The organism is Clostridium formicaceticum, from assembly GCF_001854185.1.
GTDB classification, from domain to species: Bacteria; Bacillota; Clostridia; order Peptostreptococcales; family Natronincolaceae; genus Andreesenella; species Andreesenella formicacetica.
The window spans coordinates 865,492-891,038 of sequence record NZ_CP017603.1 but is presented as its reverse complement, the minus strand read 5'-3'; the positions used below and the strand labels follow the sequence as shown (position 1 = coordinate 891,038).

23 protein-coding genes are annotated in these 25,547 nt (G+C 37.0%); 20 read left to right on the top strand and 3 right to left on the bottom strand.

Annotated elements, in window-relative coordinates; translation table 11 throughout:
• The 10 genes from BJL90_RS04245 (at position 1) to BJL90_RS04200 (ending at position 10,035) form a co-directional block, all read left to right on the top strand.
• The gene (locus BJL90_RS04245; protein ID WP_070964503.1) at positions 1-735 is read left to right on the top strand and encodes a nucleotidyltransferase family protein; all 735 of its coding nucleotides are present in this window, start codon (positions 1-3) and stop codon (positions 733-735) included.
• A gap of 245 nt (positions 736-980) precedes the next feature.
• Positions 981-1,187, top strand: a complete 207-nt coding sequence (locus tag BJL90_RS04240; RefSeq protein ID WP_335617844.1) for a CLC_0170 family protein — start codon at positions 981-983, stop codon at positions 1,185-1,187.
• 11 nt (positions 1,188-1,198) lie between these two features.
• The gene (locus tag BJL90_RS04235) at positions 1,199-2,782 is read left to right on the top strand and encodes a spore germination protein (protein WP_070964499.1); all 1,584 of its coding nucleotides are present in this window, start codon (positions 1,199-1,201) and stop codon (positions 2,780-2,782) included.
• A 40-nt stretch (positions 2,783-2,822) separates the two neighbouring features.
• On the top strand, positions 2,823-4,025 hold the full coding sequence (locus BJL90_RS04230; protein WP_070964496.1) for a Ger(x)C family spore germination protein: 1,203 nt from the start codon (positions 2,823-2,825) through the stop codon (positions 4,023-4,025).
• Positions 4,026-4,028: 3 nt separating this feature from the next.
• Positions 4,029-5,156, top strand: coding sequence for a GerAB/ArcD/ProY family transporter (locus BJL90_RS04225; RefSeq protein ID WP_236905017.1), 1,128 nt, complete (start codon positions 4,029-4,031; stop codon positions 5,154-5,156).
• A 14-nt stretch (positions 5,157-5,170) separates the two neighbouring features.
• Positions 5,171-6,283, top strand: coding sequence for a GerAB/ArcD/ProY family transporter (locus BJL90_RS04220; protein ID WP_070964491.1), 1,113 nt, complete (start codon positions 5,171-5,173; stop codon positions 6,281-6,283).
• A gap of 90 nt (positions 6,284-6,373) precedes the next feature.
• Positions 6,374-7,036 carry a stage II sporulation protein R gene (gene spoIIR, locus BJL90_RS04215; protein ID WP_070964488.1) on the top strand — a complete coding sequence of 221 codons (663 nt, stop codon included), beginning with the start codon at positions 6,374-6,376 and terminating at the stop codon, positions 7,034-7,036.
• A 129-nt stretch (positions 7,037-7,165) separates the two neighbouring features.
• Positions 7,166-8,215 carry a D-alanine--D-alanine ligase family protein gene (locus tag BJL90_RS04210; RefSeq protein WP_070964486.1) on the top strand — a complete coding sequence of 350 codons (1,050 nt, stop codon included), beginning with the start codon at positions 7,166-7,168 and terminating at the stop codon, positions 8,213-8,215.
• Between the two features lie 18 nt (positions 8,216-8,233).
• On the top strand, positions 8,234-8,659 hold the full coding sequence (locus BJL90_RS04205; protein ID WP_070964483.1) for a YwiB family protein: 426 nt from the start codon (positions 8,234-8,236) through the stop codon (positions 8,657-8,659).
• Positions 8,660-8,940: 281 nt separating this feature from the next.
• Positions 8,941-10,035: an HD-GYP domain-containing protein gene (locus BJL90_RS04200; RefSeq protein WP_070964481.1), complete on the top strand. Its 1,095-nt coding sequence runs from the start codon at positions 8,941-8,943 to the stop codon at positions 10,033-10,035.
• Between the two features lie 391 nt (positions 10,036-10,426).
• Here BJL90_RS04200 and BJL90_RS04195 read toward each other — a convergent pair whose 3' ends face one another.
• Positions 10,427-11,392 (bottom strand): P1 family peptidase, encoded by a 966-nt coding sequence (locus BJL90_RS04195; RefSeq protein ID WP_070964478.1) that lies wholly within the window; start codon positions 11,390-11,392, stop codon positions 10,427-10,429.
• Between the two features lie 481 nt (positions 11,393-11,873).
• Between BJL90_RS04195 and BJL90_RS04190 the strand changes: the two genes are divergently transcribed.
• Positions 11,874-13,028: an iron-containing alcohol dehydrogenase gene (locus BJL90_RS04190; protein WP_070964475.1), complete on the top strand. Its 1,155-nt coding sequence runs from the start codon at positions 11,874-11,876 to the stop codon at positions 13,026-13,028.
• A gap of 51 nt (positions 13,029-13,079) precedes the next feature.
• Here the strand turns inward: BJL90_RS04190 and BJL90_RS04185 are convergent, their stop codons facing one another.
• Positions 13,080-14,168, bottom strand: a complete 1,089-nt coding sequence (locus BJL90_RS04185) for a GerAB/ArcD/ProY family transporter (protein WP_070964471.1) — start codon at positions 14,166-14,168, stop codon at positions 13,080-13,082.
• 120 nt (positions 14,169-14,288) lie between these two features.
• On the opposite strand from BJL90_RS04185, the gene BJL90_RS04180 reads away from it, so the two are divergent.
• Both BJL90_RS04180 and BJL90_RS04175 read left to right on the top strand, forming a co-directional pair.
• Positions 14,289-15,719, top strand: a complete 1,431-nt coding sequence (locus tag BJL90_RS04180) for a spore germination protein (RefSeq protein ID WP_070964468.1) — start codon at positions 14,289-14,291, stop codon at positions 15,717-15,719.
• A complete protein-coding gene (locus BJL90_RS04175) occupies positions 15,716-16,828 on the top strand; it encodes a Ger(x)C family spore germination protein (protein WP_070964465.1) in 1,113 nt (370 codons plus the stop codon). Before BJL90_RS04180 ends, BJL90_RS04175 begins: the two co-directional genes overlap by 4 nt.
• 43 nt (positions 16,829-16,871) lie before the next feature.
• Here BJL90_RS04175 and BJL90_RS04170 read toward each other — a convergent pair whose 3' ends face one another.
• Positions 16,872-17,957, bottom strand: coding sequence for an HD-GYP domain-containing protein (locus BJL90_RS04170; RefSeq protein ID WP_070964463.1), 1,086 nt, complete (start codon positions 17,955-17,957; stop codon positions 16,872-16,874).
• A gap of 815 nt (positions 17,958-18,772) precedes the next feature.
• Here BJL90_RS04170 and BJL90_RS04165 point away from each other — a divergent pair.
• The 7 genes from BJL90_RS04165 (at position 18,773) to tilS (ending at position 25,495) form a co-directional block, all read left to right on the top strand.
• Positions 18,773-18,973 carry a helix-turn-helix domain-containing protein gene (locus tag BJL90_RS04165; RefSeq protein ID WP_070964461.1) on the top strand — a complete coding sequence of 67 codons (201 nt, stop codon included), beginning with the start codon at positions 18,773-18,775 and terminating at the stop codon, positions 18,971-18,973.
• 195 nt (positions 18,974-19,168) lie between these two features.
• Positions 19,169-19,498, top strand: a complete 330-nt coding sequence (locus BJL90_RS04160; RefSeq protein ID WP_070964458.1) for a hypothetical protein — start codon at positions 19,169-19,171, stop codon at positions 19,496-19,498.
• A 24-nt stretch (positions 19,499-19,522) separates the two neighbouring features.
• A complete protein-coding gene (locus BJL90_RS04155) occupies positions 19,523-20,665 on the top strand; it encodes a THUMP domain-containing class I SAM-dependent RNA methyltransferase (RefSeq protein ID WP_070964455.1) in 1,143 nt (380 codons plus the stop codon).
• Positions 20,666-20,988: 323 nt separating this feature from the next.
• Positions 20,989-22,242 (top strand): lysine 2,3-aminomutase, encoded by a 1,254-nt coding sequence (gene kamA / locus BJL90_RS04150; protein WP_070964452.1) that lies wholly within the window; start codon positions 20,989-20,991, stop codon positions 22,240-22,242.
• 73 nt (positions 22,243-22,315) lie between these two features.
• On the top strand, positions 22,316-23,050 hold the full coding sequence (locus tag BJL90_RS04145; protein WP_070964449.1) for a vWA domain-containing protein: 735 nt from the start codon (positions 22,316-22,318) through the stop codon (positions 23,048-23,050).
• 52 nt (positions 23,051-23,102) lie between these two features.
• On the top strand, positions 23,103-24,005 hold the full coding sequence (locus BJL90_RS04140; RefSeq protein ID WP_070964448.1) for a protein kinase domain-containing protein: 903 nt from the start codon (positions 23,103-23,105) through the stop codon (positions 24,003-24,005).
• Positions 24,006-24,097: 92 nt separating this feature from the next.
• Entirely contained in the window at positions 24,098-25,495 is a 1,398-nt protein-coding gene (gene tilS / locus BJL90_RS04135) for a tRNA lysidine(34) synthetase TilS (RefSeq protein ID WP_070964445.1), read from the top strand.
• The last annotated feature ends 52 nt before the right edge of the window (positions 25,496-25,547 follow it).

Here is a 25,547-nt window from a genome sequence, read left to right as displayed (position 1 = left end):
ATGAAGGCGATTATACTAGCGGGGGAAGATAGAGGAGAACAAGTAGGTTTTCGACAGAGTAAGGCGGCTCTTCCTATGAAGGGATTAGCCATGATTCAGTATGTAATAAATGCTTTAAGAAACAGTGGATGTGTTGATACTTTGATGGCAGTGGGAAATTTAAAAGAGCTAAGGCCTATTATTTTCAATGAAGTAGACTTGTTGATACAACAGCAGTCCTCTATGATGGATAATTTGCTAGAGGCTTTAAATCATGTGAAGGAAGAAGAACCAGTTCTTATTACCACCTGCGATATTCCTTTAATTCATAGGGAAGTAGTGAAAAATTTTATAGAAGCTGCACTAAGGATGGAGGCGGATGTTTGCTATCCTATTGTGGAGAAAAAGAACTGTACAAAACATTATCCTGATATTAAAAGAACCTATGTGAACTTAAAAGATGGACAGTTTACTGGAGGGAATATGATTTTGTTGTCTCCTGCTGCGATTTATAAAATCGAAGCTCCTGCTAGATGGATGATAAAACATAGGAAGAATCCTATAAAAATGAGTCAAGCTTTGGGCTTGAAATTTATCCTGGGGGCATTGTTTCAACGACTTACCATTAGCAGTTTAGAGGGCTATATAGAGGAAAGGTTTGCTATAAAGGCTAAAGCAGTGATTTGTCAAGATCCTGAAATAGCCAGTGATATTGATGACATAAAGGATATACAACGGCTAGAAAAGTATCTGTAAGAGTAGAGAAGTGATTCTCTGCTCTTTTTATGTATACTGTATAAAGAATGGAAATAAAATTATCATTCTCTAAATTCAGCTACAATCCAATGGGAGTAAAAACTCCTACTGGATTGTAGCTGAATTTTATATATGTAACGGATACAAAGTTACAGATTTTGGTGATTTGCTTGTATAGAAGTATCTAAAACTGTAAACATTATAGGAAGAAGTTATGAAATGGAAAAGGGTGAAAATAATTGCAGATGTTTATGGAGAAGTTTAAAGAGATTTATGATGGCTATATGCTGGTTTTGGTGGTTTTTGTAGGTTTGTTTTTGTTATTAAGAGATGTACCTTTGCTAAGGAAAAAAAAGTTGAGGCGGGATATGAAAATTGCAAAGGTATTAGGCTATACCTATATCATTGCTGGTATTGTATTATTTATCATAGTAAAGATGTATAGAGGGTAGGAGGCATTTATATGGGATTTTGGCAGAAATTATTTGGTAAGAAAAGCAACACAAAGAAGGCAGAAGAGATGAAGCCGAATAAAAGCTTAGAAAAAAACCTAAAGATCATTAAAGAAGGCTTTTTAAAGGATTGTGATGACATTGTCTATAGAGAAATAGAGCTGGGTAAAGAAGGACAGTATAAGGCAGCTACCATTCATGTAGATGGTATGGCGGATAAGAAATTGGTCAACGAATTTGCCTTAAACAATTTGATGGTAATGGCACGAGGTATAGACCCAGAACCAAATATACTAAAAAAAGGCTTATATGAACTAGTAGAAAAACAAAATATAGCTGTCACAGAATTGAAGGAAGTAGAAACTATCGATGAAGCTGTCACCAATATCTTAAGCGGTGAAACAGTTTTGCTCTTAGACAATTACGATAAAATCATCATTATAGCCTCTAAAGGATGGCCTGCCCGCTCTCCGGCGGAACCTGAAACAGAGGCAGTCATCCGTGGACCCAGAGATGGACTTGTGGAGACCCTAAGAATGAACACCACCTTAATCCGGCGTAGGATAAGGGACCACCGATTGAAGGTAAAGAACTATCAAGTAGGGGTAAGATCCAAAACCGACGTATCTGTTATGTACATCGATGATATTGTTGACAAGAAGGTGTTGAAGGAACTAGATACAAGGTTAAACAAAATTGATATAGATGCTATTATAGATAGCGCTCAGATAGAGGAGTTGATTGAGGACAAATGGATTTCTGTTTTTCCTCAGATACAAAATACTGAAAGGCCAGATGTTGTTGCTTCTGCCCTTTATCATGGAAGAATAGGAATTGTAGTGGATAATAGCCCTTTTGCTTTAATTGTCCCCTCCACCATCAGCGCTATGCTGCAATCGGCGGAGGACTACTATGAAAGATGGCAGATTGCTTCAGTGATAAGGATGCTAAGGTATTTTTGTCTCTTAATCGCTCTTTTTGCGCCAGCCCTCTATGTGGGGATTACCTCCTTTCATCCTCAAATGATTCCTACGGATTTGGCCTTGGCCTTAGCTGCAACTCGGCGTGGGGTACCCTTTCCAGCAATTATAGAGGCCTTGATCATGGAGATTACCATTGAAATCCTTCGGGAGGCAAGTATTCGTTTACCAGGTGCCATTGGCTCTACCATCGGTATTGTCGGCGGTTTGGTTATCGGACAGGCGGCAGTGGAGGCAGGTATTGTAGGACCACTCATGGTTATTGTGGTGGCCATTACCGCCATCGCTAGCTTTGCCATACCCAGTTATAATACTGCCATCTCTATTAGAATGCTGCGCTTTCTTATCCTGTTTGCGGCAGCAGCTTTTGGTCTTTACGGTATTATGCTGGCATCTTTATTGATTCTTATTCATCTTTGTGGTTTAAAAAGCTTTGGCATCCCTTATTTATCACCTTTTATTACTTTTTTGGCGGATGCTGATGATTTAAAAGACACCTTGGTAAGGGCACCGCAGCTTGCCATGAATAACCGGGATATCAATGCTGTCAAGGGTCAGAAGAATCGGATGGATGATAAACGCGAGGAGACCTTTGATATAGAAAAGAAGGAATAAAAAGACGAAAGTCATTATATAAGAAGAGGGGAGAGGAAAAGTGAAGAAAAAAATAATCCTATTACTATTGGTATTTATCATACTATTTACATTGACCGCCTGTTGGGATGCCATTGAGATTGATGAAAGGGGTTATGTCATGGCCTTAGGGGTAGACAAATACAAAATCCCCCCTCCAGGAAAAGACAATGAAGAGGCTGCAGAAGAAGCTGCAGTGACAACGATGGCACATATCCCTGAGGATAATGAGCGAAATCGCTATTCCTTTACTTATGTTATCCCAAATGTAGAGTTTCTTATTGGTGAATCCGATAAGGCCAACATTCTTTATAATACTGTTGGAGAAAACCTCTACGCAGCCAGTCGTATACTGACCACCCGTATTAATAAACAGTTGTTTTTTGGACATATGAAGGTGGTGGTGATTGGGGAGGATATTGTAAGAGATCCTAAATTGTTCCGTGAAATCCTGGATGTCATCGAAAGAGAGCCCTTTATCAGCAGGAGAATCAATATTGCGATTGCGCCGGATAATGCCAGAGATGTGCTGGAGGTAGAACCCCTGATTAATCCAATGACAGGTCAATTTATGGCAGATTTATTCAGAAACAAAGACCGATCTCCCCGTTCCGGTGGTGGTATGATAGGGGAAGTTCTGGAGGACCTTCATCGATGGGGCAATACAGTGATCCCCAGGATGATTCCAGGGGTAGCGGATATAAAAGTCGCTGGGTCCGCTGTCATCAAGAATTATCAAATGCGGGGATGGTTGGGAGAAATAGAGACAAGAGCCTTGGAGATCATGAGAGGGACTGCTCGACCGGGAGGTCTTAGTGTGCAATATGGAGAGGAAGAAATTACTGTTCCAGTGGACTTAATCTACCTTTCGAGAAAATTTCATCTTGATGAATCCGATAAAAAAATCAAAGTGACGATAGAGGTAAATACAGAAGGGGAAATAGAGCAGTTTTATCTTGATCCAGAACATGATTTATTGGACCCAGAGATGATAAGAAAAATTGAGGATAAGGTTTGCGATAAAATATGTGATGAGCTTGAGACAACCATTGAAAAGCTACAAAAGGAGTTTGAAGTAGATGTTATCGGTATTGATTACTACCTCAGTAGGTTTCATCCAGGAGTTTGGAAGGAAGTGAAGGAGGATTGGTCTGAAATTTTTCCTACGATAGAGATCGCAGTAGACGTAGATACAAAAATACGCAGGGTAGGCTTGACTAGATAGTGTATGCTAGGAAGGAAAGAGATTATGTTTTTAAATAATGATAAGATATCAACGCCTCATATGATCAATATTATGATTTTAAACATGGTGGGGGTGGGGATTTTAACCCTGCCTCGGGATTTAACAGAAGGTGCAGGAACCGATGGATGGATAATTTTAATCATAGGGGGGCTGGTCACCATGGGTTTTTCCGCTTTATATGGTTATATTGTAAAAAGTTTTCCAGGAAAGAGTTATTTTGAGATTGCTTCCTTGACACTGACAAAACCCATTGCCTATCTGGTGGGCATATACTTTACTATTTACTTTATAGGAATGACGGCTTTTGTTACGCGAATTTTTGTCGATGTAATAAGAACCTATGTACTGGTGCGTACCCCAAAGGAAGTAATCCTTTTATCAATTTTATTTTTAGCAGTTTATCTAAACAGGAAGGGTATAGAAGTGTTAGGAAGACTAGCGGAACTTTTGATAATTCCCCTGGCAGTAGCAATTTTTCTTTTGTTTGCAGTATCTTGGGGAAAGTTTGAGGCAGCTAATCTTCTTCCTATCTTTCAAATCTCCTTTAAAGAGGTGCTGCAGGGCATCCCTCTTGTATTTTTTAGCTTCTTAGGTTTTGAGGTGATTTTGGTTTTTGGTATGTTTTTAAATCAGCCGAAAAAGTCGGTGAAGGCAGCACCAATAGCGGTTTTTGTCGTGCTGCTACTATACTTACTTATTAATACATCGGTTATGGGGAATTTTGGAGACAATCAAGTACAGCGTCTTATATGGCCTTTATTGACGAATTTCGAAAACGTAGACCTTCCAGGAGCTTTTATAGAAAACGTCGGGGTCGTTGTGATGTCAGTGTGGGTGTTTACGGTATTCACCACCATCTCCCCCATGTATCTGGCAGGAAATCTTTTGATTGCGCAGTTGTTGCAGGGGCGGGAACACAATTATATAGCATTGTCTCTTATGCCTGTTATTTACTTGGTCTCCCAATGGAGTGATAGTGTTTCAGATACCTACCAATATGTAGAGATGCTTACCAACTATATAGGCTATGGGGTAATGATCATTATTCCTATGGTGATTTTGTTGATTACAGTAGTAAAGGGGCGGCATAGAAAAGAAGAAGGACGGTAGAAGGAGGAGAAAAAATGTTCCTGAATAATGATCGTATATCTATTCATCAGATGACAAATATATTAATTTTAATTTTAATAGGCATAGGCATACTGACTTTACCTCGAGATTTAGTAGAGATGGTAGGAACAGATGGATGGCTTATATTGCTGATTGGGGGAATTATCACCATGGGGATTGCCTTTCTGCATGGGTATATTGTAAAGTCCTTTCCAGGGAAGAGTTATTTTGAGATTATTGCTCTTACTTTAACAACACCGGTTGCCTATGTATTAACAACCTTTTTTATTGTTTATCTTATTGGCAGCATTGGGTTTCTTTTAAGAATTTTCGTGGAGGTAGTTAAAATGATGCTGCTGCCCCGTACCCCTTTAGAGGCAATCATTCTTGCGATCTTGATACCCATTGCTTATTTAGTTAGAAAAGGGATCGAACCTATGGCTAGACTCACCAACATTTTATTTCCTACTTCTGTGGTATTTGTCATTATATTGTTTTCTCTAACATTAGGGGAAGCAGATCCTTCGAATCTGAGACCGGTTTTTCAGCATACCCCTAGGGAGTTGCTGGGAGCACTAGATATTGTTCTCTTTAGTTTTTTAGGCTATGAGATGCTGTTGATTTTTGGAGAATTTTTAAAGGAACCCCAAAGAGCCACGAGGATTGGTCCGATTGCCGTGTTTGCTGTGTTGATTTTTTACCTACTGCTAAACCTAGCCACCTTATCCAACTTTGGTGAAAATCAGATACAGCGCCTTATATGGCCTACCCTCAGCGTATTTAAAACCATTCAATTGCCGGGAGCTTTTGTAGAAAATGTAGAAGTTATCGTGATGGCTGTATGGGTTTTCACTATTTTTATGACCTTAGCCCCTTTTCACCTAGGGGTGACGATGCTTATCTCAGATATGGCGATTACCAAAGAACATAACTATTTTGCGCTACCAGTGCTGCCCTTTGTCTATGCTGTTACCATGTACAGTCCTAGTATTTCTGATGTTTATAGGGATTTGGATGTCTTTACGGATTATACAGCCTATATTACAATTCTTGGTATGCCTATTGCTATCTTAATAGGAATGTTTCTTAGAAAACTACTAAAGAAGAATGATAAAGAAAATATGTAGCAAAAGATAAAGGCAGGTTTGTATATTTTTTCCCCTGCTTGTACATACTGATAATAGAACAATCAAATGGAGGATGAGGGGGAATTTTGTATGTATAAAAAATATATCATAGGAATACTGATGATAGGCGTCATAGGGTTGGGACTATTTCAAAGCATCAAGGAGGAAGAGGCTTTTCGACTGGAGAGGAAGGGAGAAAACTTGATAAGGTTTCATGTTTTGGCCAATAGCGATGATCCTGAGGATCAACTTTTAAAGCTGAGGGTCAGGGATGAGGTCATTGAAGCGATGGCAGAGGAGCTTGAGGGCTCCAGCGGCATAGCAGAGAGCAGAGAGATTATATTAAATAATTTAGAGAAGATGGAAGTCGTGGCAGAAAAGAAGATTTTTGAAGAGGGAAAAGACTACAAAGTAACAGCCATGCTGGTGGAGGATACCTTTCCTACAAAGCGCTATGGTGGGGTGGTGTTTCCTGCTGGAAAATATGAAGCGCTTAAAATCGTCATTGGAGAAGGTGCGGGAGAAAATTGGTGGTGTGTCATGTTTCCTCCCTTATGCTTTGTAGATGTAAAAAATGGTTTGACGGATGAAAGGACACAAAGAGAATTAAAAAACACACTGTCAGAAGAGGAGTATAGATTGTATTATTCAGCAGCGAATAAGGAAGAGGTGCCATTACAGTTGCGTTCCAAACTGGTAGAAGTATTTCGATCATCTAAAAATCAGTTAAATCGTTTTGCTTCTATATTTTAAATAGAGAAGTATTGATAAAGTAGAGAATTTATTCTCTGCTTTTTTAAATTTTTGGCAAAGATATAAAAGTTGAATAATAGTTATGATAAGAGTAGAATATTAATTAAGAAGTAAAGGAAGGTGTAAATTATGAAGAAATTAAATGTAATGGTGGTCTTCGGAGGGCAATCTGGAGAACATGAGGTATCCTTGATGTCGGCTGCTTCTGTATTGAAGGTAATGAATAGGGAGAAGTATAATATCATTCCTGTAGGTATTACAAAAGATGGTATCTGGAAGCACTACGATGGACCCATAGACAAAATACCCACGGGGGAATGGGAAAGTTTAGGAAAAAATCAGGAATTTATTTCTTTGAGTAAAAATAATGTACATTCTATAGATCTGGTGTTTCCGATTCTACATGGACCCTTTGGAGAGGATGGAACCATTCAAGGCTTGTTAGAAATGGTAGGAATTCCCTATGTAGGGGCTGGGGTATTGGCTTCTGCTGTAGCGATGGATAAAGCGATGACAAAAAAACTATGTATTGCAGAAAATATACCACAAGCCCAATATATTACTGTACTTCACAGCAGTTATATAAAAAAGCAAGCAGAGTATGTGCAGGAGATTGAAGAGAAGCTGGGCTATCCTGTCTTTGTCAAGCCTGCTAACTTGGGTTCTAGTGTAGGGATTTCTAAGGCTAAAACCTCACAAGAGTTGAGGGAGGCCATGAAGAAAGCCTTTGAGTATGATAGAAAAATTGTTGTTGAGGCGTTTATTGATGGGAGAGAAATTGAGTGTTCTGTTTTAGGTAATGATGAAGCTACTGCTTCTCTTCCTGCTGAAATCATACCTTCCCATGAATTCTATGATTATAAGGATAAATACTTCGATGGTACCAGCAGGTTCCAGATTCCTGCAGATTTGCCGGAGACGGTAGTGAAAGAGGTGCAACAGCTGGCACTAAAGGTGTATAAGCTAATGGATTGCAGTGGATTAGCACGGGTAGACTTTTTTGTAGAAAGGCAGAAAAATCAAGTATACTTCAATGAAATTAACACCATGCCGGGCTTTACCAAAATCAGTATGTATCCTAAAATGTGGGAAGCAACGGGATTGTCTTATGAAGCATTAATTGATAAATTAATAGCACTGGCGGTTGAACGATTTAAAGGAAGACCTCAACGATACTAGTAGAAAAGGATGGATAAGATGAAAGAAACAAGGATGATTCGAGTAATGGGGATTCAAAAAGATAAAAAAGGTGAGGAAAATAAAATAGAATTAGTAACAGAAGGAACTTTCTATGATAAAAAAGAAAGTTTATATATTGTTTATGAAGAGTCGGAGATTTCTGGAATGGAGGGTGCTACTACCACATTAAAGATTGAAGGAAAAAATAAGGTATCCATGAAGCGTTTTGGCAGCTCGGATTTACAGTTGGTTTTTGAAAAGGGGAAAAGTTTTATCTCTCAATACAATACCCAATACGGCAACTTTGAAATGGAAATCTTCACGAAAAAATTAGATGTTGATTTACAGGATAATAGAAGAAAAGGAGATATTGAAATTCATTATGATTTATGGATTGGAGGGTTGGCGGACACCACAAATCAACTAAAGATTCAGTTGATTTAATATAGACGTAATGATGTAAAAATCAAATGTATAGGCGCATGTAATTTGGAGGATTGACAACGCTAAAACTGGAAAACCCATTGCTTGAAATCTGGAAATTGCTTAATGAAATTTTGATTTCCAGTGAATAAGCGTTGTTATAATCCTTTTAAATAATTGTGCTGAATATATTTGATTTTCTTTTGCAATCATTTAAAAACACCACAAGTCTAGCGATGCAAATGAAGAAAGTGTGTGGCACGATACACCAATAGCGCAGTTGAACAGTAGGAGGAAGGAAAATGAGATACATACCTATTGAATATGCTAGAGAAGGGGATTTTTTAGCCCAACCTCTATTTAACGAACAAGGATTAATTCTTTTGTCAAAAGGTGTGAAACTAACAGAAGGATTAATTGGTAAGATAAAGAAACAAGGCTACTATTCCCTTTATATATTGGACAATATCAGCGATCAAGAAGTTCAAGACGTCATAAAACCAGAAATTAGGCAAAAAGCTGCTGCTGTCATGAGGAAAGTCATTCATGCAATGCCTACAGATGGAAAAATGTCTTCTGATAAAATAAAGGCAACAAGTGAAAGTATGAAGGAGCTGACGGCATTGATGGAGGTAATTGTAGATGAGGTATTTACGCAAAAAGACTTAGTGATGAATCTTGTGGATATAAGAAACATTGATAACTACACTTACGCCCACTCTGTCAATGTCATGCTTCATGCCCTGCTTTTAGGAATAAGCGTTGCCTTAAATCGTAATGAACTTTATGACCTGTCTATTGGGGCTACTGTACACGACATAGGCAAGGTTTTTGTACCAGAAAGTATTTTAAAAAAACCTGGCGCCTTAACGGGTGAGGAATTTCAAATAATGCAACAGCATACGACAAAGGGCTTCAACTTCTTAAGGGAGTATACAAGTTTTTCTGCCACGGCTCGTATTGTTAGTTTGCAACATCAAGAGAGGATTGATGGTAGTGGTTACCCAGCAAACTTAAAGGACAAGGATATACACTTTTATTCGAAGATCACAGCGATAGCGGATGTTTATGATGCCTTAACCTCTGATAGGCATTACCGCCGCGCGCTTCCAGCAAAGGAAGCTATAGAGTATATTATGGGGGCAAGCGGAAGATTTTTCGACAAAAAATTGGTAAAGTCTTTTATTTTGAAAGTAAATCCTTATCCTATAGGAACTTTAGTGAGACTTAGCAATGGTTATGAGGGGGTTGTAGAAGAGGTAAATGAGCATGCTTATTTCAGACCTGTGGTAAAGATCGTCACAGAGGGCGGAAAAAAAGTAGCACCGTGGTTATGCAATCTCTTGAAAGAATATGCTTTGGTGATTGAAGAGACGATTTATAAATTGAGTGGATGAAAAAAACTTATCTATTTTATCCTTCAGTGTATTGCTAAGGCTCCCATTTCTAGGTGAACAAATTAAGTGACTAACACCAAATCAAAGATTTGGGTTATCTACTTATGCAGGTGGAGTAAAAACGCCTCCTTAAATTTTAATATACTAAGGCTTACATTTGCAGCCCACGGTTTTGGGGCGAAACCGTAGACCGTGTATATTAAAATTTAACTTTAGAAGCGCGCATCTATATAGATAACCAACTACAAAGCTTAACAAAATGCAGACCGTATGCATTTGCAGGAAATGACTACAATGTTCATTTCTGAAACCGCAGGAGGGCGTATTTTGTTAAGGTATAAAATTGGTTATCTATAGGATGAGTTTTTTCTAGAAGTATATGAAAAAAGGGTTATTTGATGATATCATTGTAGCACCTGATGCCACCTAGAGAAGTAGCATGTTTTACTGCCCTGACCACTGCTTCTTCCATCACTTTAGCCGCCAACAAGCCAATAACATTGATATCAGCTTCAACACTGCCAGTGGCTACTGTAAAAATCGTATCACCGTCTACCATGGTATGAGCAGGACGGATGCTTCTAGCATAACCATTGTGGGCCATGGAAGCAACTTTGTTGGCGCCTGCTTTTGTAAGCTTTCCATTCGTTGCAATAACACCTATCGTGGTATTGCCTGTAAATAAATTTTTATCACTGTTATACTGTTGAAGCATCATTTTCTCTGTATCGGCAAAGGTATGTTGATCATGAGATAGTGCACCAGCAATCGTTGTTCCCGTGCTAGGATTTATTACATCCCCAAAACAATTTACCGCCACCAAAGCCCCTACCATTAAGTCTCCTGTTTTGAGGCAGTAGCTGCCGATGCCTCCCTTCATGGCGTGATTTGGTCCTAAAAACTTTCCAACGGTTGCTCCTGTTCCTGCTCCAATGGTTCCTTGAGGAGATGGTTGATTGCTGGCATTTTTGCAAGCTTTATAACCCATCTCTTTATCTGGGCGGATGCTATAATCTCCAATCATTAAATCAAACAATACTGCCGCAGCTACAATAGGAACAGTGGTGACACCTACGTCAAAGCCTACTTTTTTTTCTTCTAAATAGGCCATCACCCCTGCTGCTGCATCTAATCCAAAAGCGCTTCCCCCTGCTAATAGAACGGCATGAAGCTTATCTACTAGGTTTACGGGGTTTAAAAGCTCCGTTTCTCGGGTGCCAGGAGCACCACCCCGCACATCTACCCCACCAACAGCTCCCTCTTCACAGAGAATAACAGTACAGCCTGTAGCTGCTTGGAAATTTTGTTCGTGACCCACTTTAATTCCTTCTATGTCGGTAAACAAGACTTCTTTCAAAGAAATTCCTCCTTTTTTTATCCGTTAATATTATCATACATAGTTTTTTCATAAAAGAAAATCAATTATTTTTTTTGGAGATTTTCTTAAATATGGAAATCCTTTAATCTAAAATTATTACCATTCGATCAATTATTTAAACAGTTTACACGTAAATTCTTACAATTCATTCAATTTAGAATATATTTTGTTTTGGATATAGTAAAATAAAAGACAAAGAATGAGCTTGACAGCTTTCTAAAAATTTATTGAATATATAGACAATTATAGTTTTTGTAAAAAAAGTATTTTAGTAAAATTTTGAAGATATATTCATAAATAAAGAAAGCTTAGCAGTATATATTCATTACAGGGCTTGTCTACTTTTTAGGGGAGGTAGACAGTAGACACTAAAAGTAAAACGATTTCATTTGTCTATTGGCCTATTTTTTTAATAGGCAATATTATAAAACCATTAATATTTTAAAAGGGGGAAGATTTAATGAGTCAAGTGTACAGCTATTTTATGCCAAACGTTAACCTAATGGGACCAGGTGCAGTTCAAGAGGTTGGAGAGCAAGCGAAAGCATTAGGAGCAAAAAAACCATTAATCGTTACTGATGTTATGCTTAACAAAATGGGTATGGCTGATGAAGTAAAAGCTATCGTAGAAGCAGCTGGATTGGAAGTTGTTGTATTTGATGGCGCTGAGCCAAATCCAACAGATAAAAACGTACATGATGGATATGATATGTATAAAGCAAATGGTTGTGACATGATTATCTCTTTAGGTGGAGGTTCTCCTCATGACTGTGCTAAAGGTGTTGGTCTTGTAGCATCAAATGGTGGAAACATTAGAGATTATGAAGGTGTTAACAAATCAACAAATCCTTTTGTTCCATTTATCGCTATCAACACTACAGCTGGTACAGCTAGTGAAATGACACGTTTCTGTATTATCACTGATACAGACAGACATATTAAAATGGCAATCGTTGACTGGAGAGTAACTCCAAGCGTATCTATCAATGACCCATTAATGATGATGAAGAAACCACCAGCCTTAACAGCTGCAACAGGTATGGATGCTTTAACTCACTCTGTAGAAGCTTATGTTTCAACAATTGCTACACCAGTAACTGACTCAGCTGCTCTTATGTCAATCAAGTTAATCTCTGAAAACTTAAGAAACGCTGTTGCTAATGGTCAAAACTTCAAGGCAAGAGAAAACATGGCTTATGCTCAGTTCCTAGGCGGTATGGCATTTAACAACGCTAGTTTAGGTTATGTTCATGCTATGGCTCACCAATTAGGTGGATTCTACAACCTTCCTCATGGTGTTTGTAATGCGATCTTATTACCACACGTAGAGCAATTCAACTTAATCAGTAATCCACAGCGTTTTGCTGATATCGCTGTTGCATTAGGCGAAAATATCGAAGGATTATCTGTAAGAGAAGCTGCTGATAAAGCTATTGCAGCTATCAAGAAGTTATCTGCAGACGTTGGTATTCCAGCTGGCTTAACTGAGCTAGGTGTTAAGGAAGAAGATCTAAAGGTTATGGCAGAAAACGCTATGAAGGATGCTTGTGGTTTCACTAACCCAAGAGTACCTACTTTAGATGACGTTATCCAAATCTTTAAAAACGCTATGTAATTAAAATTATATATATTAAAAGACCTCGGGTTTTATCCCGAGGTTTTTTAATTATAAGAGAAGGCATGATTTATGCCTTCTTTTTTTTGCATCAAACACTGTGAAGATGAAGACGGGGATGATAACAAAACTGACTAAGGAAAAATAGGTATAATAGTCTAATAATCTGAAAAGCACAAACAAATTATTGGCAGTCAGATAAGCGCAGAGGCCAACGACAACTGTAATGAAATAAGGTACCCACTTTTTTCTGATTCCCATATCTTCTAATATAATTAAAAGGGCATAAAAGGTGATAACATATTTTAGATACCATCCGCCGATCACTTGCAACATAACAAACAGTTCTCCAGCCTCTAAGTAACGAAAATAAGTTACCAATTGGGTTTGTAATAGATTGGGATAAACCATTTCGTTGATAATCTCAATGTCAAAGGTTTGGATCAAACCAGTTAAAGAGACAAGCTGCATCTGAATAACAAACAAAAGGCCTAGGGCGCTGTATTTTAATAATTTCCTATTATCTTTAATTTCTGTTAAATAGGGGAAAACGATGGTAACAGATCCATAAAGACCAAGAATTTGCAATATGCATAATAAAAAACCTTTAGTGAGGCCCTGTTCAAATATCGGCAGTAAGTAAGCGATATGTTTTTCTTTTGCTGTCAAAATGGCCAGGTTAATCCCTGATATCGTTACAAGGGCAATACCGATTAAGGTAACGATGATGATGGGAACAAGGCCTTTTTTTACTGTATAAAGGGTTGGAAAAATGAAAAATATTAAAAAATACCAAACAGGAGTTTCTACCAGCATGTTGGTATGCATAGCGTTGGCTTCCACTGCAGCTGCTTCTATTAGGGTGATAAACAATGAAAATAAAAATAAAACAATGAAGAACTTACCTAAGCCTTTGCCTAAAGCAGTGCAATAGATTTGATATAGGTTATAGTTGTTATGATTTTTGCAGATTTTGATGATATAGATTAAATAAAGCAAAATCAAAATAGACGCAAGGATCATAGCAATCCAACTTTCCCTCATACCATTTCGGGTATAGACGGTTGGATAGGTCTTTAAGGAAACCACGGTGGTGGCTACAATAAAGATGCCAAGGTGCTTCGAGGTGAACTTATCCAAATTGCTAACCCCCTTCAAAAATAATTGGATATTTTTGTATTATTTGCCACAAAGATAAGAATTATTCCTTAAGATACATATTTCTACTTCTTTCTACAGAAAATAAACTGGGTGATGCTGATGAGCAAAAAATCGATCAATGAAAAAAAATATAAAGATAGGCTCCAAGAAATTCGAGAAAAACTAGGAGAAAACTATGATGCTATTTTTAGGGAGATTCTTACGGATCAGGGGCCGATACAAATCATCTTTTTAGACAGTATAAGTGATAGTACCTATATTAGTGAATACATTATTTCACCAATAGTGGCACAAGAAAAAATAAGTCATGATATAGAAATAATAAAAAACAAGGTGTTAACAGCCAACAATGTAGGCGATGTGAAGGATATGGATGCAATTTTATTGCATATCTTATCAGGGGATATCATCGTGCTTTTTAGTTTTATTGAAGCTGTGATTTATTGTTCAGCAAGGCAATACAGTTCAAGGGCTATTGAAGAACCTCCCAGTGAAGTCGTCATCAAAGGGCCAAGGGAAGGGCTTACAGAAAATATTACTGAAAATATGTCTTTGATTAGAAAAAAAATTCGCAATAGGGATTTAAAATTTGAAAGAATCATTATAGGAGAAGAGAGTAATACAACCGTTCTCTTAGTTTATATCGAGGGTAAAGCACCACAGCATCTTGTAGCCTACATCAAAAGACGGTTAAAAAATCTAAACAATCGGTTTTTGTTTGAAGTTAATTTCATTGAAGAAGAATTAAAGTGCAAAAAAACACCTTTTGATACTATTGGCTATACAGAAAAACCAGATGTTGTGGCATCGAAGATATCGGAGGGAAGAGTGGCTATTCTAGCAAATAGTAGTCCCTTTGCCTTGACGGCACCCCACTTCTTTTTGGAAGAGATACACATGGCAGATGATTATTATTTAAATAAATATCCTCAAAATTACTTTAGGATCATCAGATGGGTGGCTTTATTAATTTCCTTATTATTGCCAGGATTATACTTGGCACTTACCACCTATCACTTTAGTTTGATACCATCCATTTTTGTTTTCCGCCTGGCGGTCTTAAGGGCTGGTGTGCCTTTTCCTACTTTTATAGAGGTAGTAATTATGATGTTTTTCTTTCAACTGCTGAGGGAGGCTGGTATTCGATTACCCCAGGCCATAGGACCCGCCATCAGTATCGTTGGGGCTTTGATTTTGGGGGATGCTGCTATACGCTCTGGTATGGCATCAGAAATCACTGTATTGGTGGTGGCTTTGTCGGCGATCTCCTTATTCTTAATCCCTAAGCTTTATGGGGCTGTCAGCATATGGACCAACATTATTATGATCTTTTCTGCTTTACTAGGTTTGCCGGGATTTTTTATTGGCTTTATTGTTTTCTGCACCCATATAGCCAGCCTGGATAGCTGCGATTATCCCTATCTTTATCCCTTAGGTACCTTGAAGAATCTTAACTTTAAGGATACTTTTATTCGTGATGATTTGAAGAAGATCTCCAAGAATATAGTAAAAGGGGATGAGCAGGAATGAAAAAAGTTTATGTAATTTTGCTTCTGACGGCTGGTTTGCTGTTAAAGGGTTGCTATAATTACAATGATATCAACAGGATGTTGTTTCCCACTGCCCTCCTGATTGATGTGGATGATGAAGGAAATTATATAGTAAGTTTGGAGATTTTTCATGCCTACCGCAGCAATCAGGACAATACAGAGCAGGGACAAAGGATTTTGTACCAGCGGCAGGGGAGGACTTTTTTGGATGCCATATCGGATTTTGAGCTAATTGGTGCGCATCCCTTCAACTATACCCAGAATAAAGTTATTATCTTCACTGAAAAAGCAGCGGAGGTGGGACTAGAGGGTGTGATTGATTACCTTCATAGGCATCAAGAATTTTTGTTGAGGCCCTATGTGATGGTGTATTATGGAGAACCTGAAAAGCTCCTGAATGTTCCTTTGAAGCAAAATGAATACTTAGGACTCTATTTGTTTGATCTATTGGACCGTCCTCTTTCAAGATTGACGATAGAGCATCGTAAACTATATGAGCTATTAAATAATCGACGGATGGGAATAAATGCAGCCCTCCTTACTGCCATAAAAATGGACGAAGGCCATCTAGAGGATAAGGTAAGGAAGGATGGGGCAGCTGTTTTTCACAATGACAAGTTGGTAGGCAAACTAGATGTGGAGGATATGGTAGCGATAGCTTTTATGAATGATAAAGTGCGAAGGGGCTATATAGATGTCCCTTATCCTGAATCTACAGAGAAATTTATCAGTCTTGAAATTGTAAAAAGCAATACCATCACCGATATTCTTTATGAAGAGGGTAAGGTTTATCTAAGACAAACCATAAATGTTAAAACCGTAATTGCAGGCTCAGAAGAACCTTTGATCTTGGACGAGGCTATGGTGAAGGCAATACAGGGTAATGGGGAAGTGGTGATTCAGGAAAAGTGTCATAGGCTATTTAATGCGTATAAGAAAAAAGGAATAGACATATTTCAGGTACAGGAAATATTTAAAAGAAAATATCCTAGGATTGATATAGATAACGTGATAGAGGTGGCAGAATTGGAAATTCAAGTGAATCATCATCTGCAGGGCAGTACGAATATTCTTGATTTCAAGAGATAAGCACACACTTGTAGAAGTTTTTCTAGAAGCGTGTGCTAGTAAGTTAAATAGTACTTACGGTATTTTGAATCACTAGCGTATGATTTTCTAATAGATCGACGGTTTTACTAATCTTCTTTTGATGTTGATCCATGACCAATCGTATCACTGGCCTTGAATAAAAGCGGCCGTTTACTTTAATGACTACCCCAATGCTGCCATCATTTAACTTTACTAGGGTATTGATAGGATAAGGGTTGATATGCAAAATAAAGGCTTTGGTGATGGTAGGATGAAACAATGTACCACCACTTCCCATAATATACTCCAGTACCTCTGCCACCGGTAGGGCTTTTCGGTAAGGACGGTCAGAGGTCATGGCATCAAAGGTATCTGCTACCCCTATGATTTTTGAAAACAAGTGAGTTTCTTCATAGGATACTAAGTCAGGATATCCAGTATCATTATAGCGTTTATGGTGCTGAAGAGAAGCGATACGGATGATAGGACTTAAATCTGTTTTTGTTTTTAAAAATTCATAGCCTTTGGTGGTGTGGGCTTTTACTTGTTGCATTTCATCAGGGGTTAAGGGACCTTGTTTTTTTAAGATGCTGTCTGGAACAAACATCAAGCCAATATCATGGAGGGCTGCGGCCAAAGCTAGCTTTTCTAAATCCAGCATAGTTAAACCAAGACTGCTGCCTAAAACGAGAGAGTGAATCATTACATTGATAGAGTGTTCATAAACGTAACCTTCTACGGTTTTTAAATCCAACAAATCAATCACGATATCTTTTTTAGAAAAAATTTCCTCGACGATGGTGGAAATAGTAGCTTTGGCCATTGTTAAATCTGTGTTAAAAGCCTCTTGCTTTTCTTTAGAGCCGTTATCCTCTTTTGCGATAGAGGCTAACTTGCGGATATGGCCAATAGCTTTTTGGCGTACGTGAGGTTTGATAATATCTTCAATCTCCACTTCACTGTATTCGTCGCTTATATAGACTCTAGTATAGCCCATCTCTAATAATTTCGATACTAGAAAAGGCTTTAATTTAACACCCTTAGATAATAATATTTTTCCTTGATCATTAAAAAGGGGAATAGCCAAGGCATGATCTTCTGTAGCCTTAACTAAGTCAATGATTCTCATTTCAATCACCTTTTTCTTTTTTGTATGAAGATAATCTATTTTGCCTTCTGTACTACCATATCATATTTTTAGTAAGGGCGTCTAGTTGAAGATGAAGAATAAAGTTGTAATATCATTGACACAACCGAGGGTACAGAGTAAGCGTCGATAGAAAGAAGTTTTTTTAAAAAACATATTGACATAATTTTAACAATAGTATACAATGATATTAAAGATAATACCCCTAATTATCTTCCTTCTTTACAACTAAATTTTATGTAATGACTCATTAAATCTTAAAATTTCAAGCTATCAAGAAGACCTATTCGTCTCAAGGATGAAAGGTCTTTTTGTTTTTTTTTTAACTAAGTTATCTATTGAAGGGTTGTGGATAATTTGATTTTTATTAACAGGTTTGCCCACATGCTTGTCCCCTTTAAAAATTCATTATCAACAGCAATATACACAATATCCACAGAATAACTATAAACTTATCCACAGAAAGATAAAACAAATTTTTCCAGTATTTTGCAAGGAGGAATGGATTGTGTTTTGTAGAATATCTATAAATAGTTATTATCAGCATTCATAGAAACCATAGTAGTGGAAGAAAACTTTGAAAATCATCGGGTTAAGTTAAATGCTATAGGTGTACTATTATAAGCCTCAATAGCTAGAGGAACGGGGAAAGAATTCAGAAATTTTAATAAATTACTGCGCAGGGTTAATAGCATAAGATTTATGAACATATAATGAAGAAAAGATTTGAACTGCAAATAGAGAAATAGGCATTATCATACTTTTATTCATACTTTTTATTCATAGGGGGATTTAGTATGCTAAATGGATTCAAAATAAGAGAGATGAGAGTGAAAAAAGGCTATACCACAATGGACGTATCGAGAATCACACATATCTCTAAGAGTTATATTGAAGAATTAGAAAGGGGTGACAAAAAGAATCCTTCCTTTAATAAAGTAGTATCAATAGCTATGGCGTTAGGCATACGGATAGACGATCTTGTAGTAAAATTCTAATGGAAGCTCATAAAGAAGTATATCTATACAAAACAGCAGTGAGGGCTTACTGCTGTTTTGTTTTGTATAGATAAGTTTGCTATACTATAAATAGATGCCTATGATCAATGAATTGCAACAAAAATAGTTGATAGATTTGAAAAGAACTTTCCTAATAGGGAAGTTATCAAGTTAGAATAATGTGGGGTGATACGATTGAAGGATAACAAAAAACAAAAAACGAAAGAAAAATATGCTATACAGAGAAATAAAAACCTAGAGGAGTTGTATAATAGAGGTAAAGTTAATTATATAATAAGACATGGTGTTTTGAGCTGGGGGGTTTCTACCGGCATTATTTTTATATTGCTAACAGGCCTATTTCAACATGGGTTTTCCTTTAAAGAGGTATTGTGGGGTGTTCTTAGTAGCAATGCTCTTTTTGTATTAGGTATATTTGCTGTAGGGGGATTCATATGGGGTAGTATCATGTGGAAGTGGTTAACAAAAGAGATTGAAAAAAACAAGACCAGAAAGAAACAATAAAATACGATGGAATGGAGAGATAACGTGAAAAAAATAGAATTAATTGCTACAGCTGCTTTTGGATTAGAGGCAGTGGTAGCTAGGGAAGTAAAAGCTTTAGGTTATGAGGATGTTAAAGTAGAAAACGGAAGGGTTTCTTTTATGGCGGACGAGATGGCAATCGCTAGATGTAATTTATGGTTAAGGACAGCTGATAGGGTGCTGTTAAAGGTAGGGGAATTTAAAGCTGTAAGCTTTGAAGAGTTATTTGAAAGGACAAAGGCTCTGCCTTGGGGAGAATGGATTCCAGAAGAAGGTATTTTCCCTGTAGAGGGGAAATCAATTAGTTCTCAGCTAGCCAGTGTTCCTGATTGTCAAGCCATTGTTAAAAAAGCTGTGGTGGAAAGCTTAAAGAAAAAATATAAAACCACATGGTTTAAAGAGGAGAAGGGTCAATATACCATAGAAATAGCTCTTTTAAAGGATATTGCAACCTTAACCATCGATACCAGCGGAGCAGGTTTACATAAAAGAGGGTATAGAAGGCTTTCGAATAAAGCGCCCCTCAAGGAAACTTTAGCGGCGGCATTGATTTTGTTGAGCTATTGGAATCCAGATAGGGTACTTATTGATCCTTTTTGCGGTTCTGGTACCATACCAATAGAGGCAGCATTAATAGGAAAAAATATAGCGCCGGGAATGAACAGAAGTTTTGCAGCAGAGGAGTGGGAAGCAATCTCTAAAAATACATGGCGGGAAGCTAGAAAAGAAACCCATGACTTAGCAAATTATGATAGAGCAGTGAGGATCTATGGTTCCGATATAGATGGAGAAGTGTTAAGTTTAGCAAGATATCATATAGGGGAGGCTTTTTTAGAGGAAGATGTTCATATTCAGAAGCTAGATGTGAAGGAGTTAAGATCAAGATTTCAGTATGGATGTATTATTTGTAATCCTCCTTATGGGGAAAGGTTAGGGGAGAGAAGAGAGGTAGAAAAACTATATAAAACCATGGGAGAAGTATTTCAAGGATTAGATACATGGTCGCATTACATCATCACTTCTCATCCTGAATTTGAAAAATTTTATGGTAAAAAAGCAGATAAAAAAAGAAAACTTTATAATGGGCGAATTCAGTGTAATTATTATCAGTATTACGGCCCAAGACCGCCTAAAAGTAACGATTAGTTAAAAAATTTCATGTATTTCCTTAAAATGAGGGAGCAAAGTGACGTGACATAGCTGACATAGCTATAGAGGATTTGTGTTTTTTCAATATTTAGGGTATAATGACAATAGATAAAATTCATAAGAATAAAATAAAATAATTGCCGAAAGACAGGCAATTATTTTATTTTATTCTGCAATATACTGTGTAATAAGTAAATTACGACAAAGACAGTTAAAAGATAGTATTCAGGGTTAAAGGGCGGTGCCTATATGGGTGCAGGATGTAATTTGTTTATTTCAGTGTATATGGAAGAATAGGTTCTAAAAAAAGGAGGAAGTGGATGCGTTATTTTAAGAACACAAATTTGTGGAAAAGTGTTACAGAGGACGAGTGGCGGGATTGGCAATGGCAGGTGAAAAATAGGATAACTACGTTAGAAGATTTAAAGCAAGTGATTCATGTAACTGAAGAAGAAGAAGAAGGAATATTGAAATGTCTTAGAAGTTTGAGGATGGGAATTACCCCATACTATGCAGCTTTGATGGATGAAAAAGATGTGGATTGTCCTGTAAGAAAACAAGCAGTGCCAAGATGTATGGAATTGATGAAGGGCAGTGCTGATATGGAGGATCCATTACATGAGGAAGCAGATTCTCCTGTACCAGGGTTGACCCATAGATACCCAGACCGCGTACTTCTTCTTATTACAGACAGGTGTGCTATGTATTGTAGACATTGTACGAGAAGAAGATTTGCAGGACAAAGAGATACAGAAGTTCCACTTGAACAAATTGATAGGGCTATTGCCTATATTAAAAATACTCCTGAGATTAGAGATGTATTGCTATCTGGAGGAGACTGCTTGCTGGTTTCGGACAAAAAGTTAGAGTATATTATTGGTAAATTAAGAGCTATTTCTCATGTGGAAGTAATTCGACTGGGTACGAGAACGCCAGTGGTGATGCCCCAGAGGATTACACCGGAATTGGTAAATATGCTGAAAAAGTATCATCCTATTTGGTTGAATACTCATTTTAATCATCCAAAAGAGTTAACAGAGGAAGCAAGGCAAGCCCTCCGGTTGTTGGCAGATGCAGGTATTCCATTGGGGAATCAGTCGGTACTGTTGAGGGGTGTGAACGACTGCGTCTATGTTATGAGGGAGTTGGTGCAGGACTTGGTAAGTAATAGAGTTCGGCCTTATTATATTTATCAATGTGATCTTTCCATGGGGATCGAACACTTTAGAACAAGCGTGGGAAAAGGTATAGAAGTTATAGAGGGCTTGAGGGGTCATACCTCTGGCTACGCTGTTCCAAGCTTTGTTGTAGACGCTCCCGGTGGTGGTGGGAAAATTCCCGTCATGCCTAATTATGTGTTATCTCAATCCTCTAACAAAGTAATTCTTAGAAATTACGAAGGGGTAATCACTACTTATACAGAGCCGGCGCCTTATGAAGACCGCTGTAGCTGTGATGTGTGTAATAACAATGAGCAAGAGGGACTTCATGGTGTAGCAGGATTGCTACAGGGTAACAAAATAGCGCTAGAGCCAGAGAGTCTAGAAAGACATGAAAGAGTTAAAAAAGCGTAGGGATCTTCCCTACGCTTTTTTGTATAGAAAACCTCCTCATGGTAATACTTTCAAGAAACGAAGGAGGTAAATTATGGAGAATAAGGAAGCTATTATAAAACAAATTATTGTTGTTACAGATGGACAGTCAAACGCAGGCGGAAACCCTGTTCTTGTTGCTAAAGAGGCTTTTAAGAAAAATATTATTGTCAATACGATAGGGATTATAGCACAGAATCAAAAAGAGGAGAAGCCGTTAGAAGAAATTATACATATAGCAGAAGCGGGAGGAGGAATGCATGAATATACTTATATAGATGAACTCTACCAAACGATGCAAAGTGTAACCTACAAAACGGTCAATAGAACACTACAAGAGACGGTGAATAAACAGCTGAAGGAAATGATTGGACAAGATTTGAATGATTTGCCTCCAGAATCTCGCAGTAAAATATTACATTATATTGATTCTTTTGCTGATGAAGTAACATTGCAATGTTGTATTGTTATGGATACCAGTGGCAGCATGGCGAATAAAATTATGATGGCACGACACAGTATTTTAGACTTAATAGATTCCTTTAAAACTAGAAAAGGTAAAGGAAATATAGCACTAGTCACCTACCCTGGAGATGGAGGGAAGGATTATAGGGTCGTCCATGATTTTCATGATGCAGAGGAAGACTTAGAAAAGAAACTTTGTCTGATTCAGCCAAAAGGTGTAACGCCTACAGCCCCAGCCCTACGATATGCTATAGAGCTTATGGAGGATAATCATAGTAAATTTCATACAGAAGGTGTACTACAATTAGAAGAAACGATGGGTTAGAGGGGGAAAAAATTTCTCCCTTTATAGCTATTGTAAAATAATAGGTGATACTATGCAGATACCTCAATTGGTACCTTCCCTAATTTTAGAAGGAAGGTGGAAAAAAAAGAAATATAAAATTAAGAAAAAATTAGGGGAGGGAGGCATTGCCACCGTATACTTAGTAGAGAATATGGAAAATAACAAGGAATATGCATTGAAAATCAGCAAAGATAATTTTTCTATCAATAGAGAGTATGCGTTATTGAAAAAATTTGATAAAGTTGATATGATTGTTAATGCTTATGAAATTGATGATTGGGAAGTAAAGGGAGAGATTTACTATTATATTGTATTGGAATATATTGAGGGGAGGACCTTAAAGGAGTACTGCGAAAAAAATAAATTAGATAAAAGTACAATTATATCTATTATTCTTATTATTTTAAAAGGAATCTATAGCTTTCATAGCGAAGAATATATTGTTGGAGATTTAAAGCTGGAAAATATTATGTTAGATAAAAAGAAAAAACAGCTGAAGTTCATTGATTTAGGAGGCGTAGTAAAAAAAGGAGAAAATATTAAAGAATTTACGCCTCTGTATGATCGTGCCAGCTGGAGATGTGGTGTCAGAAGAGCAGAAGCATCCTATGATATTTTTACTGTGATGATATTATTTGCAAGGCTTCTCCTAAATGAAAGTATTTATCCAGCAAAATATACGATAGATGATGTAATTAGGAGCTTAAAAAAGCTAGATTTAGGAAAAGCACTTCATGAATATATTATAGAAGGACTAATATACAATCAAAAACCTTTAATCTACTTTATACAAGAATTGCAAAATTTATATACTGTAGAGAAGGTTAAGCTAAAAGAGAGAAAAAAACTGTTAAAAGAAAGAAAAATTAATTTGTTGTTGGGGTTAAGCATGTTTTTTTTTATGATAACGATAATTTTTATTTTTTTGACTTAAAACTTATGCAGTATTGCATATAATAAGAAGGAATGTATAGAAAAGATAAATACCTAGGGAGAATAAATGAAATAAACGAGGGATGAAGGTATATGTTGGATAAAGTAAAGAAGACCATAAAAAAACATAATCTTATGGATATAGGAGATAAAGTTATTGTAGCTGTTTCTGGAGGACCAGATTCTATAGCTTTGCTACATATTTTGCATAGTTTAAGAGAAGAATTTAAATTACAGCTCTATGCCGCCCACTTAAATCATAATTTTCGTGGTATAGAAGCTCAAATGGATGCTCAATACGTAGCAAAGTTTTGTGAGGAATTAAAAATTTTAAGCTTTATAAAAAGTATGGATGTACCTAAGTATGCAAAAGAGCAGGGGGTGTCGGCGGAGGAGGCGGGTCGAATACTACGCTATGAATTTTTTGGAGAAGTGGTAGAACGGGTAGGTGCTACAAAAATTGCAGTGGCCCATAATCAAAATGACCAAGCTGAAACCGTACTGATGCGCTTGCTAAGGGGAACAGGCATTCAAGGTTTAACAGCAATACATCATGAAAGGGGAAAAATCATTCGACCGCTGTTGGATGTTAATCGTAAGGAAATCGAGGAATATTGTGCTCAATATAATCTATCTCCTAGGATAGATGAAACAAATTTAGAACCTATTTATCATCGTAATAAAATACGTCTTGAGTTGATTCCTTATATACAGGAGCATTATAATCCTAGTATTATCGAGAGTTTAGCGAAAACTGCTGAAATCTTAAAAAAAGATAATGAATTTATGGAAGAGGTTGCTAGAGATGCCTATAATCAGGTGAAGTTAGAAAAGGCACAGGGATGTTTAGCGTTATCAATAGAAGGTATAAATAAAATACATCCTGCCCTACAATCAAGAATATTTCGCTTGGCTACAGAAGAGCTAGTAGGTAAAAAAGAAGGTTTAGAATATAAGCATATTCAAGGCATTATTGAACTGTTGCAAAAAAATGAAACCGGTAAAAAGATTTTATTGGCTATGGGAATCGTCGTAAAGACCAGTTATAATAAGATTATTTTTACCATAAAGGATGAGGAGGAAGAAGCCAACTTTTATTATGAGTTACGGGAAAATGGGCATTTAAGTATTGATGAAATTAAGGGAGAAATTTTTACAAAAGTAGTTATGCGGGAAGATATGAAAGGCATTAGCAGGGATAAATATGTCAAGTGTTTTGACTATGATAAAGTAAAAGAGGGGTTAAATGTAAGGAACCGGAGGGAAGGAGATCGTTTTTGGCCGCTAGGTTTAGTGGGAAGTAAAAAACTAAAGGATTTTTATATTGATTATAAAATTGAGAGAGATAAGAGAAATGAAATACCGTTAGTTTGTGATGGTAATGAAATTATGTGGGTAGTGGGTTACAGGATTAGTGAAAAATATAAGGTTACTGAAGAAACTTCTAGGATATTAACGGTGGAATATAAAAAAATGTTAAAAGAATCTTAATTATTAAGAACTGTTTTTCCTTATGTTGTTTTTAAATGGATAGTGTGGTAAA

Bases quoted from the DNA above. Each gene is read 5' to 3' on its own strand.
- BJL90_RS04165 (WP_070964461.1), top strand. From the start codon at position 18,773: ATGCTAAATGGATTCAAAATAAGAGAGATGAGAGTGAAAAAAGGCTAT.
- BJL90_RS04190 (WP_070964475.1), top strand. From the start codon at position 11,874: ATGAGTCAAGTGTACAGCTATTTTATGCCAAACGTTAACCTAATGGGA.
- BJL90_RS04170 (WP_070964463.1), bottom strand. From the start codon at position 17,957: ATGAGAATCATTGACTTAGTTAAGGCTACAGAAGATCATGCCTTGGCT.
- BJL90_RS04245 (WP_070964503.1), top strand. From the start codon at position 1: ATGAAGGCGATTATACTAGCGGGGGAAGATAGAGGAGAACAAGTAGGT.
- BJL90_RS04145 (WP_070964449.1), top strand. From the start codon at position 22,316: ATGGAGAATAAGGAAGCTATTATAAAACAAATTATTGTTGTTACAGAT.
- tilS (WP_070964445.1), top strand. From the start codon at position 24,098: ATGTTGGATAAAGTAAAGAAGACCATAAAAAAACATAATCTTATGGAT.
- BJL90_RS04175 (WP_070964465.1), top strand. From the start codon at position 15,716: ATGAAAAAAGTTTATGTAATTTTGCTTCTGACGGCTGGTTTGCTGTTA.
- BJL90_RS04240 (WP_335617844.1), top strand. From the start codon at position 981: ATGTTTATGGAGAAGTTTAAAGAGATTTATGATGGCTATATGCTGGTT.
- BJL90_RS04200 (WP_070964481.1), top strand. From the start codon at position 8,941: ATGAGATACATACCTATTGAATATGCTAGAGAAGGGGATTTTTTAGCC.
- kamA (WP_070964452.1), top strand. From the start codon at position 20,989: ATGCGTTATTTTAAGAACACAAATTTGTGGAAAAGTGTTACAGAGGAC.
- spoIIR (WP_070964488.1), top strand. From the start codon at position 6,374: ATGTATAAAAAATATATCATAGGAATACTGATGATAGGCGTCATAGGG.
- BJL90_RS04235 (WP_070964499.1), top strand. From the start codon at position 1,199: ATGGGATTTTGGCAGAAATTATTTGGTAAGAAAAGCAACACAAAGAAG.
- BJL90_RS04220 (WP_070964491.1), top strand. From the start codon at position 5,171: ATGTTCCTGAATAATGATCGTATATCTATTCATCAGATGACAAATATA.
- BJL90_RS04180 (WP_070964468.1), top strand. From the start codon at position 14,289: ATGAGCAAAAAATCGATCAATGAAAAAAAATATAAAGATAGGCTCCAA.
- BJL90_RS04205 (WP_070964483.1), top strand. From the start codon at position 8,234: ATGAAAGAAACAAGGATGATTCGAGTAATGGGGATTCAAAAAGATAAA.
- BJL90_RS04225 (WP_236905017.1), top strand. From the start codon at position 4,029: ATGCTAGGAAGGAAAGAGATTATGTTTTTAAATAATGATAAGATATCA.
- BJL90_RS04210 (WP_070964486.1), top strand. From the start codon at position 7,166: ATGAAGAAATTAAATGTAATGGTGGTCTTCGGAGGGCAATCTGGAGAA.
- BJL90_RS04140 (WP_070964448.1), top strand. From the start codon at position 23,103: ATGCAGATACCTCAATTGGTACCTTCCCTAATTTTAGAAGGAAGGTGG.